The 14,006-nt window shown below is 39.4% G+C and carries 11 protein-coding genes and 1 pseudogene; 3 read left to right on the forward strand and 9 right to left on the reverse strand.

What is annotated here, in order from left to right; all coding sequences use genetic code 11:
• The first annotated feature begins 17 nt into the window (after nucleotides 1-17).
• Nucleotides 18-1,313, forward strand: coding sequence for a hypothetical protein (locus IPF37_02145; protein ID QQR49621.1), 1,296 nt, complete (start codon nucleotides 18-20; stop codon nucleotides 1,311-1,313).
• An 82-nt stretch (nucleotides 1,314-1,395) separates the two neighbouring features.
• On the opposite strand, the gene IPF37_02150 is transcribed toward IPF37_02145, so the two are convergent.
• The 3 genes from IPF37_02150 to IPF37_02160 form a co-directional block, all read right to left on the reverse strand.
• Nucleotides 1,396-1,566 carry a hypothetical protein gene (locus IPF37_02150; protein ID QQR49622.1) on the reverse strand — a complete coding sequence of 57 codons (171 nt, stop codon included), beginning with the start codon at nucleotides 1,564-1,566 and terminating at the stop codon, nucleotides 1,396-1,398.
• Nucleotides 1,567-1,679: 113 nt separating this feature from the next.
• Nucleotides 1,680-2,441, reverse strand: a complete 762-nt coding sequence (locus tag IPF37_02155; protein ID QQR49623.1) for a PD-(D/E)XK nuclease family protein — start codon at nucleotides 2,439-2,441, stop codon at nucleotides 1,680-1,682.
• Between the two features lie 4 nt (nucleotides 2,442-2,445).
• Nucleotides 2,446-3,921 (reverse strand): GIY-YIG nuclease family protein, encoded by a 1,476-nt coding sequence (locus IPF37_02160; GenBank protein QQR49624.1) that lies wholly within the window; start codon nucleotides 3,919-3,921, stop codon nucleotides 2,446-2,448.
• 546 nt (nucleotides 3,922-4,467) lie between these two features.
• On the opposite strand from IPF37_02160, the gene IPF37_02165 reads away from it, so the two are divergent.
• A complete protein-coding gene (locus tag IPF37_02165; protein ID QQR49625.1) occupies nucleotides 4,468-6,870 on the forward strand; it encodes a UvrD-helicase domain-containing protein in 2,403 nt (800 codons plus the stop codon).
• 115 nt (nucleotides 6,871-6,985) lie between these two features.
• Here IPF37_02165 and IPF37_02170 read toward each other — a convergent pair whose 3' ends face one another.
• The 3 genes from IPF37_02170 to IPF37_02180 are packed head-to-tail and all read right to left on the reverse strand — an operon-like array spanning nucleotide 6,986 to nucleotide 8,486.
• Entirely contained in the window at nucleotides 6,986-7,126 is a 141-nt protein-coding gene (locus IPF37_02170; protein ID QQR49626.1) for an ankyrin repeat domain-containing protein, read from the reverse strand.
• A gap of 21 nt (nucleotides 7,127-7,147) precedes the next feature.
• Nucleotides 7,148-7,315, reverse strand: coding sequence for an ankyrin repeat domain-containing protein (locus tag IPF37_02175; GenBank protein ID QQR49627.1), 168 nt, complete (start codon nucleotides 7,313-7,315; stop codon nucleotides 7,148-7,150).
• Entirely contained in the window at nucleotides 7,296-8,486 is a 1,191-nt protein-coding gene (locus tag IPF37_02180) for an ankyrin repeat domain-containing protein (protein ID QQR49628.1), read from the reverse strand. Before IPF37_02180 ends, IPF37_02175 begins: the two co-directional genes overlap by 20 nt.
• Nucleotides 8,487-8,715: 229 nt before the next feature.
• On the opposite strand from IPF37_02180, the pseudogene IPF37_02185 reads away from it, so the two are divergent.
• Nucleotides 8,716-10,154 (forward strand): annotated as a pseudogene (locus tag IPF37_02185) (saccharopine dehydrogenase NADP-binding domain-containing protein).
• Between the two features lie 96 nt (nucleotides 10,155-10,250).
• Here IPF37_02185 and IPF37_02190 read toward each other — a convergent pair.
• The 3 genes from IPF37_02190 to IPF37_02200 all read right to left on the reverse strand — a co-directional run bounded on the left by IPF37_02190 (nucleotide 10,251) and on the right by IPF37_02200 (nucleotide 13,873).
• Nucleotides 10,251-11,336: an ankyrin repeat domain-containing protein gene (locus IPF37_02190; GenBank protein ID QQR49629.1), complete on the reverse strand. Its 1,086-nt coding sequence runs from the start codon at nucleotides 11,334-11,336 to the stop codon at nucleotides 10,251-10,253.
• Nucleotides 11,337-11,351: 15 nt separating this feature from the next.
• Complete coding sequence (locus tag IPF37_02195; GenBank protein ID QQR49630.1) at nucleotides 11,352-12,299, reverse strand: ankyrin repeat domain-containing protein; 948 nt, start codon at nucleotides 12,297-12,299, stop codon at nucleotides 11,352-11,354.
• Nucleotides 12,300-12,499: 200 nt separating this feature from the next.
• Nucleotides 12,500-13,873, reverse strand: coding sequence for an ankyrin repeat domain-containing protein (locus IPF37_02200; GenBank protein QQR49631.1), 1,374 nt, complete (start codon nucleotides 13,871-13,873; stop codon nucleotides 12,500-12,502).
• Between the last annotated feature and the right edge of the window lie 133 nt (nucleotides 13,874-14,006).

The following is a 14,006-nucleotide window of genomic DNA, read 5'->3' on the forward strand; positions in this document are numbered from 1 at the left end:
ACAAGGAGAAACGTACAATGCTTAGCTCTCTCAAACAAGCTCTCTGGGGCAATCTAACGCGCGAAGAAGTCAAACGGTTTAGCATTTTATCGATAACGCTCTTGCTCATTTTAGGCAGTTATTGGCTCATGAAGCCTCTCAAAGACGCTATGTTTGCCAAAATGGTTGGGCCTGCTTACTATCCGTACGTTAAGATTCTGTCATTCTGGTTCACCATCCCCCTCATCCTGCTCTACTCCAAAGCGGTTGATCTGTTTGAAAAACAAAATCTTTTTTATATTTTTTCAGCCTTTTATGGCACCTTATTTTTCATCATTGCCGCCCTGCTGGCACACCCAATAATCGGCCTAGCCAACCCTGTAGCCAGTAAATATCGGATTTTGGGCTGGGCGATGTACGTGACCATAGAAACTTTTGGCTCGCTCATGGTTGCCCTTTTTTGGGCCTTTGTTGCAAGCTCAACCCAAACAGACTCAGCAAAGCGAGGATATGCCTTAATTATCGCTGGCGCTCAAATTGGCACCATTGCCGGCCCCTACCTGGCACTGAGCGCTCCAACGCTTGGCATTCCGCTGCTCATGTTTTTTATTTGCATTGGCATTGCCGGCATTTCTCTTTTGATTAAAATTTTTACGATCTTTAACCCACGCGCAGCCGAACATCACGTACCAGAAACGAAAACCGGCCCCATTGAGGGCTTGAAACTTTTGCTGACAAAACCCTACCTGCTGGGCATCATGGGCGTTTCGGTTTTATACGATATCATTGCAACCATCATTGAATTTCAAATGGTTTCGCTGGCAAACGCACAATTTGCCACAACTGAAAACTTGGCACGCTTTTTGAGTTATTTTGGTTTAATGACCAACGGATCAGCACTCTTCATTTCGCTCGTAGGAACAAGCTTTTTAGTGCGCAGATTTGGCCTTACTTTTTGCTTAATTCTCTATCCCGTCATCACCGCCATCGCGTTACTCAATATTTTGTGGCTTCCTGTTTTGTGGGTAGTTGTTGGCGCACTTGTCGTTATTAAAAGTTTGAATTATGCCTTAAATAATCCGTGCAAAGAAATGCTCTACATCCCCACCAGTCGTGATATTAAATTTAAAGCAAAGAGCTGGATTGATATGTTTGGTAACCGCTCGGCCAAAGCTGGCGGCGGCTTTTTAAGTACTTTTTTTACACAAACAAATGAGCTGCTTTTTTATGGCCCACTGCTCTCGCTTGGCATTGTCGGCGTTTGGATTATTATTGCGTTTTATACCGGCACTACGCATCGCGCACTTGAAAAAAATAATCGCACGATTGAGTGATATTTGAAAAAAAATGATCGAATAATCTGAATAAACTTACGAGCTGTTTTTTCGTAAATTTATTCAGATCAAGGAAGTCGCACTATTTTTTGAGAGAACCCCAGCCACTATTTTTTTGCAATTCTCGCAAAAGCTGTGTAGTTCTCAGGAACGCTTCGTAACTGTTTTCAGATGAAAGATCATCGAGCTCTTGTACAATTTTACGATGTTTTTCGGCTCTTTCAGCTCTTTCAGTAAGAATACCTTCTGTCATAAACAACTCCTTTCTAATTTTGACAATGTTTATATTATACGACATCACATCTAACACGTAATTTTAACGTGCAGCAGCCGCAAAAGCAACTTATCATATTCTGAGAAGCGAGCCTAGAGCCCTTCAACAAGCTGATCTCGCCCAGAAAAATAACCACAATATTGGCAACCATCACATGCTGCAGGAATTATATTAGATTTAAGGCACTCAAAAATATTCATGACAACGCCTTCAATCCAGCCGCTATCACCTTGAACACAATGTGGCACCAATGAAAGGTCAAAATTTAATTGATTATTAAAAAAGTCTGCATCGTTTTTCGCATTAGCATAAAGAAAATACGAAACCTCAGAAACTTCATGGCCATTTTTTCTTAACAACCAGCGGTAAACCTCTAATTGACGCTCATACATTGCTTGCCATTGACCACCAAAAGAAATGGCACCATCCTGCGACGTTGCTTTATAATCAACCACAATCAGTTCTTTAGAATTGACGTCAATCCACACATCATCAAGAGCTCCAAACAAAACAATATTGGTATTCGGAACCGCATACTGAATACCTTCATAACGATTCTGCCACTTCAGTAACGATGGGTGAGCGAGGGGCACTATACGACCTAGGCCATATTTTAATAACAGCGGATGCGGTTTTTGAGCATCACGATAAAGATTGAATTCTTTTTTTAACAATTTATCAACGGCATTATTCAATGCCAACGAGTAGCTATTTGGACGCCGAACGCCATGCTTACATTCAAGATAAAAGCATTTTTTACAATCTAAAAATAATTCAAGTTTGGTTCGACTAACTTTAAATATGGATGAAGAACCCCGAGCTTGAGAAGCCGGCGTAGAAAGATAAGATTGCATAAACTCAATCCAATGTAACAAAATCGAAACCAAACATATAAACGGATTTATCTTGAAGGTGCTTAGCTGCGCGTTTTCTAGGCACCTTTGTAACCCGACAAAATTCAGAGAGAGAATTAAACCTATCGCGCCCCAATTTTTTAATTTTGTCCTCGTTAGTCAATAATATCCTCTGGTCGCCGCGCGCTGCAAGAGTCGTTGCTGAAAGATGATGAGTCGGCGTTAACTTTGGCTGCCCCTGATCGTCAGAATAAGCAAACAATAATCTCTCTTTTTTTTTCAACCCATCATTCAAACGATAAACAGATTTTGCCCTTCCATTACAGCACTTTGCGACGCCCTGCGCATCTACCCCATAAAACTTGCCCGCTTCAGCCACTGAAGGAAACTTCCTGCCCTCATCATTTAGACAAATCACGCTTCTACTCACTTTGCTTGGCTTATCAAAATGCTTTTCTGTCAAAACAGGTTGTTCGCTTTTTTGGTCCCATCGAGCAATTCGCCATTTTTCAACATGCGAGCGAACGCCATCAAGTACGCTTTTCACATGACTTTTTGATTTTAACCCCAGCTTTTGACACATTTCGTCAAGCGTTTTAAATTTTTGCAAGCCCTCTCTTTCTAAATTATCAACACCCCACGCACAGTAATTGAAGCCTTTTTTCAACTCTAATTTTTGTAAGGCATCATCGTGTCTAGCTAGTCGTTTCTCCTGCCCTTGATTGTCTAAAAAACAAAAGACGTACCGGTCCTTGACAATAGCATACTCGCCGCGAGCACCACCATCTACAACGCTCGAAGAAAGGTTACATTTTTGGGCTGCATCAACCACGCTGTCATAAATTTTACCACTAACCAAATCTTTAACTTTTTTGGCATTTTTTCCAATAAAAATTTCTTGCGAATGCCCTGGTGTTAAAATGGGTTTGTTATCAAGAGAAATAAAAGCGTAGCGCACACCCCCTGGTAACATTTTTCCAGTTTTCGATGAATTTCTTATTTGATCAACACTGACTTCATCAATTTTTGCGGCAATTTGCAAGCTTGAATGAACCTTCTTCGTAAGCAAATTAACCACCGGCTTCAGGCGCCCGGCTTCTCTTAACGACAATTCACCAAGCTTCTCTGACTCGATAACTAACTTATTATTAATATTTTTCAAAATTTCGTTACTTTTATTCTTCCGAGAACCTGAAACATTCAATATCTCCGTATACGGATCGCAAGCAAAACTATCAATAAAAAATTGTTCCTTTTGCTCCACTTCTTCGTCCTTGCACCAACACAAAATATCCCAGACAAAGCTTTCAAAACCATAATTTCGCAAAGCGTTGTAAAACGGCGTTGATATATTAGACGCAACCTTTTGCTTATGTTGTTCAATCCTTTGCTCAAGCTCATTCTTGGTTTGGCCAACATAAACAGGCGTTTTTTCATCTTTGCTTTTAACATTACACTTGGCGCGATAAATTATTGCCATTCTGATGACTTCCTTCTAATAAAATGCTTAACACTGCGGCTATCGATCGGGTTATTATAAAAGATTGCAAATCGCAGTCAAGTAGTTTTTTCTTCATGCATGATACATATTAACTTTGTTTAGGATAATATTATATTTATATACTCACATATGAAAACAATAACTTAGCAACTTAATAACTTAATAAAACCATGCGCACAATTGGATAAATTGAGCACATTCACGCGATTGCGGGGAATTTGCGCAACAGGCGGATCTAGTATTTTGAAAAACTAAAACAACCCACTTTGAGACGCTCTCCTTCGCTTCCTACTACGCCCTTACCTGGCTTCGTAGGACAAGAAAGCTTCGAAGAGCTCCTCAGTGAAAACGGCAATACAACGCCATTTTCTTCTTCAAAAAAATAAATTTTTAGATTATACTGAGCAGACTAGCTATGCTAGTCTGCTCGTATGGGTTAGGCTCTCTCAATAATCCTTTTGCTTCCTCATTTTTTTTGCTATCCTCACCCTCATTAATCACTTTTTTGGGGATAGCGTTAATCACATGAACTACAAAGCAGCATTTAATAATTTTCTCTCGCACGAGCTCAACAAGCCGCAACAAGAAGCAGCCACGCAAAAGTCCGGCACCTTACTCGTTATTGCTGGCGCAGGGTCGGGCAAAACACGTGTCATTACCGCTCGTATCGCCAATTTAATTATTAATGAAAACGTAAGCCCCAAAGCGCTCGTTGCCCTAACATTTACCAACAAAGCCGCCGAAGAAATGAAGGAACGGTTGCATCGCTCGCTTGATGGCAACCACGAACTACCTTTCGTTGGAACCTTCCATTCTTACTGCCTGCTACAGCTACGCACCAATTTGCAGTACCTTTCAGCACCCTATTTTTCTATCTTGGATGGCGACGACCAACTCGGCATCATTAAGCAAATTATAAAAAAAGGCAGCCTTGAAAAGCAGTTTACCGCCTCACAATTGGTGTACCAGCTTTCTCAATTTAAAAATAAATATTTCATGAACCCGGCCGAAGCTGAAAGCACCGTCAGCCCACTCGTAAAAGAGATTTATCACGCGTACGAAGCAGAAAAAACGGCGGCTCGCAGTCTAGATTTTGACGATTTAATATTGCAGGTTCTTAAACTTTTTAGAACTAATAAAAACTTTAAGCGCGATTTTCAGGCAAAAATTAAGCACGTCCTGGTCGACGAATATCAAGACACCAGCCATACGCAGCACGAACTGTTGCGACAAATGGCACTGGATGAAGATAAGGATTTTATTCTCGAGTCCCTGTGCGCGGTTGGCGACGAAGACCAGTCAATTTATTCTTGGCGCGGCGCAACCGTAACCAACATGCTCAAAATTAAGCATGAATTTGCACCGGTCACCATTGTTAAAATTGAACAAAATTATCGCTCAGTAACGCCCATTTTGGAAATAGCCAACCATGTTATTCAGCACAACACACAACGCAATCCAAAAAAATTATGGTCTGAAAAACAAGGTAAAAATAGAGTGATGCTGCTTACCTGCCGCTCGGGCGAACAAGAGGCAGATGCGATTGCCATACTTTTAAAAAATCTTCCTGAAAATAAAAAATTAAGCGATGTCGCGATTTTGTACCGCACACATTATCAATCTCGCTCGCTTGAAGAAGCATTAATTTATCACGCCATTCCTTACCGCATTATTGGCGGCATACGATTTTATGAGCGCAAAGAAATTAAAGACGTTTTGGCGTACTTGCGCTTAATGATCAATCCATTCGACCGCATCAGCCTGCTCCGCATTGTAAACTATCCGCTACGCGGGCTTGGCCAAAAGTTTGAAGAACAATTAATGGAAAGCTGGCAACAAAATCCGCTCCTTGATTTTCAACAACTAATTACATATTTGATCACGAACGAAAGTATCAGCTCATCAAAACAATTGGCACTCAAACAATTTTTGGGCATTTATACAGGTATCGATAAAAATTCATCGCCTTCAACATTGGTCAACCATGTCCTGAACAAAATTGATTATCTCAATTATTTACGTATCACGCTGGACGCACAAGAAGCAGACACTAAAATTGAAAACGTACGCGAATTAGTCGAATCAATAACTTCATTTGAAAAAAACTTTACGGGATCATCAAACCAAGATCTCAACCCCAACGACCCTTTTGCCAGCAATTCAAACGCGCCAACGCTTGAAAATTTTTTATACGAAGTCACGCTCATGCAGGAAAAAAGTAATAACGAAAATCGTGACGACCAAGTCTGCTTGATGACACTACACGGCGCCAAAGGCCTTGAGTTTGAAACGGTAATTATTACCGGCCTTGAAGAAGAAATGTTACCAAGTGGCAAAGCGCTCAATACAAACGAAGAACTGGAAGAAGAGCGACGCTTATTTTACGTCGGCATCACGCGCGCTCAAGAGCGGCTCGTGCTAACGCATGCGGACTACCGCAATCGCTTTGGCACGATTGTGCACCAACTTCCGTCTCGCTTTTTATCAGAATTAAAAAAATCACTCGTTCAAGAATTTAACGCAAGCAATGCACACGCTTCGCAATTAAAAACACACTTTCGTCGCTGGTTTGGCCTTTCAACTCAGTTCGATCAAAATATTATGACCTTTACCAGCTTCATCCCGCCCGACCGACTCAGCACAAAAAATGAAACACAAACATCTGCCGCGCCAATGCGTGTTACGCCAAAATCGCACAAAACTACGGGCATTGCCAAGGCAACAACACACCACAAAGCTCCCGCTTTTTCTACCAACGCCACTACACCGACGGGCACTTGGTATAAAAACCAACTGGTTGAACATGTAAAATTTGGCAAAGGAATTGTAACGCATGTTGAAAAAGCTGATGGCGATACGTATCACGTTACCGCCATCTTTCAATCTGGATCTAAAAAAATTCTTTCAAGCTTTTTGAAAAAGGCATAATAAAAAAACTTAAAATTTATGCAGTTGCCAGCTTTTGCAGCGCGCTTGCTAACGTTGCTAATTTTGCTTTGAGTGCGATCAACGCACTTTTAAGTGGATCAGGGTTCATCTTTTCCTATAACATATGTTTGATTTCTTGATCAAGAGCAAGATCAAATGCCGTTTTGCCATATTTATCTTTTGTATTAACATCCGCATCGCTGTTAAGCAAAAAATTAACTATTTCTTTATTGCCTTTTTGAACAGCTAGGTGCAAAGGAGTTAAGCCCGCTTTGCTTTATACATTAAAATTAGCTCCACGGCTAAGCAATAAAGCAACCATGTCTTTATCCGCACATCCAACAGCCCAATGCAAAGGTGTCTTGCCCACAACATCTTGTGCGGCAATATCAGCCGAAGAATCATGATAATAAGATAACAATATCTTAGCTACCTCTCCAAGCAACTAAATGTAGCAAGGGCCCATCTTTTTTACGGTATTTCTTATTAATATTTCCCTTGTTTTTTATGCATTGTTCCAATTCGCTCTTGTTGGACTCTTGCAATCCCTTACTACTATTAATTAATTCTTCAATTTTTTGATTAAATTTTTTTTGAACAGAACCAGAACTCTCATCAGGACTACTTAAAATCTTAATTATTTTTTCGAGACGCGCCTTAATTACCTTATCTGTAGTAAGATCTGCAGCCGTATTTTTTTTGTTATTTTTAAGAGCAACATCAGCGTCGTTATCTAGTAACAACTGCACTATAAATTCATTATTCATTTGAGCTGCCAAATGCAAAGGAGTTAATCCATCATTATCTTGTTCGTTAACCCTCGCTTTTTTTTGAAGTAAATGCACAATGGCATCTTTATCTCCTTTGGCAACGGCTATGTGCAAAGGAGTCAATCCATTACCATCCCCTTGATTCACATCAACCCTCTTATCAGTTAGCAACAATTGAACAATATTACTATGTCCTTGCTCAACAGCTACATAAAGTGGCGTCTTGCCATCATCACTTCTCACATTAATCTTGATACCTTGCTGACAGAGCAACAACCTAACAAGAGCTTCATCCCCTACATGGGTAGAAAGATGTAAACAAGTCCAACGACTTTCATCAACCATTGTGTTAGGATCAGCGCCACACTCAAGCAATAACTTAACAATCTTCTCATTTTTATCAACAATAGCAATCATTAAAGGAGTAAGACCTTTGCTATTATTATCATTAACATCAGCTTTATTCTTAATTAAAATCTCGACAATTTCCTTATATTCACCAAAAGCAGCTAACTCTAAAGGCATTCTTTCATCATTATCTCTCTCACTTACCTTCGCACCATTCGTAAGCAAAAATTCAACAATTTTTTTATTTCCTTTCTCAGCAGCTATATGCAAAAACGTTTTACCAGTTTTATTACTTTTGAAATTAATATTCGCTCCAGTATCTAGAGCGTTTTGCAATTCTTGCCTATCTTTTGATGTAAAATGACCAACATTGAGCACATCAAGAATTTTTTTATTAAATTTTTCTTGCGCCTCTTTTTGCCCATCTACAGGGGCACCAACCGCATGATGCCAACCAACAAGCATCATCGCCGCCACACAATACTTCACAACCTGCATACCCCAACTCCCTTTTTAAAAAATACATCTCAACGCAAACTCACCTAGAAAACGCTAGCATAGTGAACAATCAAAAAGAAAGAAGAAGAAGAAGAAGAAGAAGAAGAAGAACTTTTTATGTTAATGCAACACTCGCTTGAATTATCCTCTTTTTATGCGAAAATATTCTTTTTGTTATCAGTCCTATTTTCAACGGTAAGGAATTTTCGTGATACGAGCTCACAAAAAAATGCTTATTCTCGGCTGTGGCAGCATTGCACAATGCTCATTACCGCTTATGCTTGACTTGATCGATATCAAGCCAGAAAACATTACCATCATTGATTTTGTTGATAATAAAAATCGGATAGCATCATCGCTAGCGCAAGGAATCACGTACCTTCAAGAGCGGCTACACCAAGAAAATTATGTAACAATTTTAGCTCAACATTTAAAAAGCGGCGATATCTTGGTTGATCTCGCGTGGAATATAGAAACCGGCGTTCTGCTTGACTGGTGCCACCACCATGGCGTATTGTTCATTAACACATCAGTTGAACAATGGGATCCTTACGGTGATGCAGAGCAGCGGCACCCAACAGAATTTACCTTGTATCCACGACAAATGGCTTTGAGAAAACTCGTTGCAAACTGGGACAAAACTGGCCCAACCGCTATGGTTGATCATGGTGCAAATCCTGGTCTTGTTTCTCATTTTACCAAACAAGCACTCGTTGATATTGCGACAAAAATTATTCTCGAAAAACCAACCGACCAACGCACCAAAGCACTTGAGCAAGCAGTTGCAAACCACAATTTTGCCACCCTTGCTCACCTGACCGGTGTTAAAGCGATACATATCGCAGAACGCGATAGCCAGATTATTTCAGCACCAAAGCAAGTTAATGAATTTGTTAATACCTGGAGTATTGATGGGCTCCTTGAAGAAGGAATGGCACCAGCAGAACTCGGCTGGGGAACCCATGAAAAAACACTCCCAGTTGGCGCGATGCACCATGCCACGGGCCTAAAAATCAAATTTGTCTTGCCTCGATGGGTATTTCAACGTTGGTTCGGTCATGGGTACCATCAGGACCAATCATTGGCATGGTTATTAGACATGGCGAAGCGTTCAGTATTTCTGATTATTTAACTGTTTGGGAAAATAATACCGCCGTCTACCGCCCAACCGTTCACTACGCTTACTGCGTCAGCGATGCAACATGGGCCTCGTTGCACGAACTGCGTATGCGAAATTTTGTACCGCAAGACACTCTGCGCATCTTGAATGATGAAATCATCAGTGGCACTGACGAACTCGGCTGCCTTTTGATGGGACATGATTTTGATGCGTGGTGGATTGGCAGTGTCCTTGATATCCATGAAGCACGCACACTGGTTCCTGGTCAAAGCAGCACAACCATCCAAGTTTCTATCGGCCTGGTTGCCGCCATCAAATACATGCTCGACAACCCAAATCTTGGCTTTTGTCTGCCTGATCACTTTGATCACGAAGCAATTCTTGCGGTTGCAAAACCATATCTTGGCAAATTTATATCAACACAGGTTGATTGGTCACCGCTAGGCCAAAAGAATGAATATTTCAATTTTGGCAAAAAGCGACCAGCAAAAGAAGATGAATGGCAATTTTCTACACTGCTCGTTAATAATAACGTTTATCAGCAGTAAAAAAATATACTCTTTTTTTGAAAAGCAATGGCGATAAGATAGTGCACTATCTTATCGCCATTGCTTAATTTTGCTTAAAAAAATTCTTTCACGCTTTTATTTCTTCTGTATTTTTTCCAATGCACCGGCCAACGCGGCCAATTTTGCTTTAAGAGCCGTTAATGCTCTTTTGAGCGGTGCCAATTGAATCATTTGATCAATTTCTGGATTTTTAGTAAGAGCATCAGCTGTGATGCCTTGATTATTCTTAATAAAAATATCAGCACCACCATCAAGTAAAATATCAACACTTTCTGTGAAATTACCTTCCGCTGCTAGATGCAGAGGGGTCCAACCTTCATTGCTTCTTGGATTAACATCTGCATTTTTATTAAGCAAAAACCTAACTATATCTTTGAATCCTTTTTTAGCCGCAAAATGCAGAGGCGTCCACCCTTCATTAACCTTTTCATTAACTTTTGCATCTTTATCAAGCAATAATTTAACTATCTCACTAAATCCGCCATTAGCAGCAAAATGCAAAGGGACCCAGCTGTCATCATCCTTTGCATTAACATTTGCATTTTTATTGAGCAAAACAGCAACAATCTCTCGATATCTTTTTTCAACGGCAAAGGACAAAGGAGTTATTCCGTTATTAGTTTTTTCATCAACATTCGCGTCATAGCGAAGCAATAACTTAACGATCTCTATATGTCCATCATGAGCGGCTATATGCAGAGGAGTCAAACCTGTACTAGTTTTTTCATTAATATTTGATTTACTATGCTGCAACAATATCTCAACAATATCATCATATCCCTTTTTAGTAGCTAAATGCAGATAAGTCCAACCAGAAGTATTAATATGCTTATTAATATCCGCCCCATTATCAAGCAAAAATTTAACGAGCTCAGGATAATTTATATCAATCATAAGCTGCAACAAAGTTCTACCATCGGTCGTTATTTCATCAGCACGTGCACCAGCTTTTATAAAATTTTCCATACTTTTTTTATAAGAATCGTCAAACATTTTAAAACGATTGTCTATCAAATGCGCCAACATTTTATTAAATTCGTTTTGCGCCGCCTGTGCAGCAAATAGGCTCATAGTGCTATTCAAACTAAATAACATCACCACTACCAAAGACCATCTCATCAACGACATACCCATTCTCCTTTTTTTAAATACTGCAAACATGTCTCCTTTTTGTTTTCATTTATTTTTCATTTTTTGTAGCAACCCGACCAACGCGGCCAATTTTGCTTTAAGAGCCGTTAATGCACTTTTAAGTCGATCAAGATCTGTTATCGGTTGCTTCTGAAAAAGCTGTTTTATTTCATCGGTCAAAGCAAGATCAAAAGCTGTATGCCCTTGCGCATCTCTCACGGCACTATCAGCCCCATTTTTTAATAACAATTTTACCAAATCGACCATTCCAGATTGTGCTACAGCTAGAAGTGGCACAAGATACTGTTTTGCGCCCTTGCCAGAAATATCAATGGGCATATTAATATTCGCACCAGCTTTGATCAGACCATCAAGTTCTCTTTCAGTAAAAGCATCTCCAAGCATCAGGGCTCGTTGCAGCTTTTTCGAAAACTCTTGTTGTGCTTGTTCTTTGGTTAATGAAGCAAAATCTGTCGAACTATCACCAGCACTAGACTCTGATTCAACAGAAGAAACTGGTTTTTGCGAATGACTTGCATATTGATTCAAAACATTCTTGATCGCGCTTTTTTTACTATTTAATTCAGCCAGATCAAACGGCGTCTCATTGGCATTATTTTTTATACTTATATCAGGATTTTTTGATAATAACAGGTTAAGAATGGCATCTGTTTTAAACATAACAACCGCAATGTGCACAGGCGTATCACCGTCATTATTTTTAATATCAATCTTAGCACCCTTATTCAACAATAACTGCACCAACGGCAATACCCCTGCATTAACAGCACTATGAAGCGGTGTATACCCATCAGAATCTTGCACATTAACATCAGCACCATCCTGAATAAGCTGCTCAATGTTCTTAAGATTACTATGAACGCCCTTCGTAACTTCTTCAATCAGTTGTTCATTTTTCAAAGCAACATTGGTCATCGCATGACAACTAACAACCAACGCATTTACCAACAAAATCCATTTCACTATCTGCATAAAATGTCTCCTTTTTTTTATTTGCAAAACAAACTAAAAGCTCAACTTATCAAAAACATTAGCACATTTGAAAATCAAAAAGTAAGAAAAAAAAAGAAGCGCCTTCAAGCCTTTAAAACTCGAAAGCGCTTCCTAAAAAATATTTAATCGCTATTTTTTTAGCTCACCAGCAAAAACTTCTCATTGTGTTTTGAGAACGATTATTTCGTTATACTGCTTTTCTCTCTTTCAATTTCGTTTAGTAATGCAGCAATGTTTTTATAAAGCTCTTGCTGCTTGTTTTCATTAGCCATTCTTTCTGTAGCGTTCAATTGTTGATTTCTTATCGTTTCATCCAATATTTGCAGCTCTGCCAATTTTTTATGAGCTTGATCTGTTATATGTTCTGCTGCATCTGTATTTACTTTTTCAGCAATGCGGTCTATTTTAGCAACAAGATCCAAGGCTCCCATATAACTCAAATATCTTCTTTTTCGCTTTTTATGGTGGGTATCTGTTTTTGGTAATTCCAAATCTGGCATAGGAGTTTTTTTAGATTCTGCTCTTTCTAAAGCATCTTTTATTTCTTCATGCGAGCTAAGATCAGCGGCCTTATTTTCTTCATTATTTTTTAAGGTAACATCAGCACCTTGTTGCAATAATAAAATAACAATCTCAAGATTGTCCTTCAAAACAGCAAGATGCAATGGCGTGTTGCCTTCTTTATTTTGTGCATTAACATCAATCCCTGTGCGTAATAACAAAACTTTTACTATTTCCTTGTCACCATTTTGAACGGCTAGATGAAGCGATGTTGAATTATCAGAATCTCGTTTCAGATTAACATCTGCACCATTTTCCAATAATAAGGAAGCAATATTCTTAAGTCCCTTATTAACAGCCAGCATAAGCGCAAAAAGTCCGTTCCAATGCTTTACATTCACACCGCCTAGGCCACGCTCAATTAATAACCTGACCATCTCCTCATTTGCGCTAGAAACGGCAGAAAAGATAATAGGTGGCATTTTTGTAAAATCAGCACCCCTATCAAGTAATAATTTTACAATCTCTATCATACCTTTCCCCGCAGCAAGCGAGAGCGGCGTATTGCTTTTTGCAAGAACATTAAGCGAAGCGCCTTTATCTAAACAAAACCTCACAATCTCTTCACGTCCACCAAAAATCGCAAAATGTAACGGCGTGTAATGCTGAAAAGTAGGAATATTGACATCAAGGCCTTTTTTAACTAACAACTCTACAACAGAAAGCAATCCTTGACGCGCCGCCTCATGTAACACCGTACGCCCTGTTTCATCTTTGGCCTCAATGTCAATTCCTTGATTAATCAAGAAGCTTGCAACGTCAGGATTTTTTAACTCGATAGCTTTAAAAATTAAAAATATCGGATGAGGATTAATATTCTTAATATTCATACCTCTATGAGCATTTAAAAAATCTTTAATCGTTTGTACCGATGTATCTGCATCGATAAGATTAGATAACTGATGAGCAGGAGTCAGTACTTCTGGAAAAACTACATCATTTTGAGCTACTAAAACAATCGTCATCATGAAAAAATAGCGTAATATGTGCATAAAAAATTCTCCTTTTTTGATAAACCTCACCAACCACACAGATAAACAACCGTAACACATACGACATCCAAAAAGAAATAAAATGAAAAACTCAAGCCCCTCAAGCCTTTTGACAAAAACACAACCACTGAGT

It is taken from the genome of bacterium (assembly GCA_016699045.1).
In the GTDB taxonomy this organism is placed as follows: domain Bacteria; phylum Babelota; class Babeliae; order Babelales; family RVW-14; genus AaIE-18.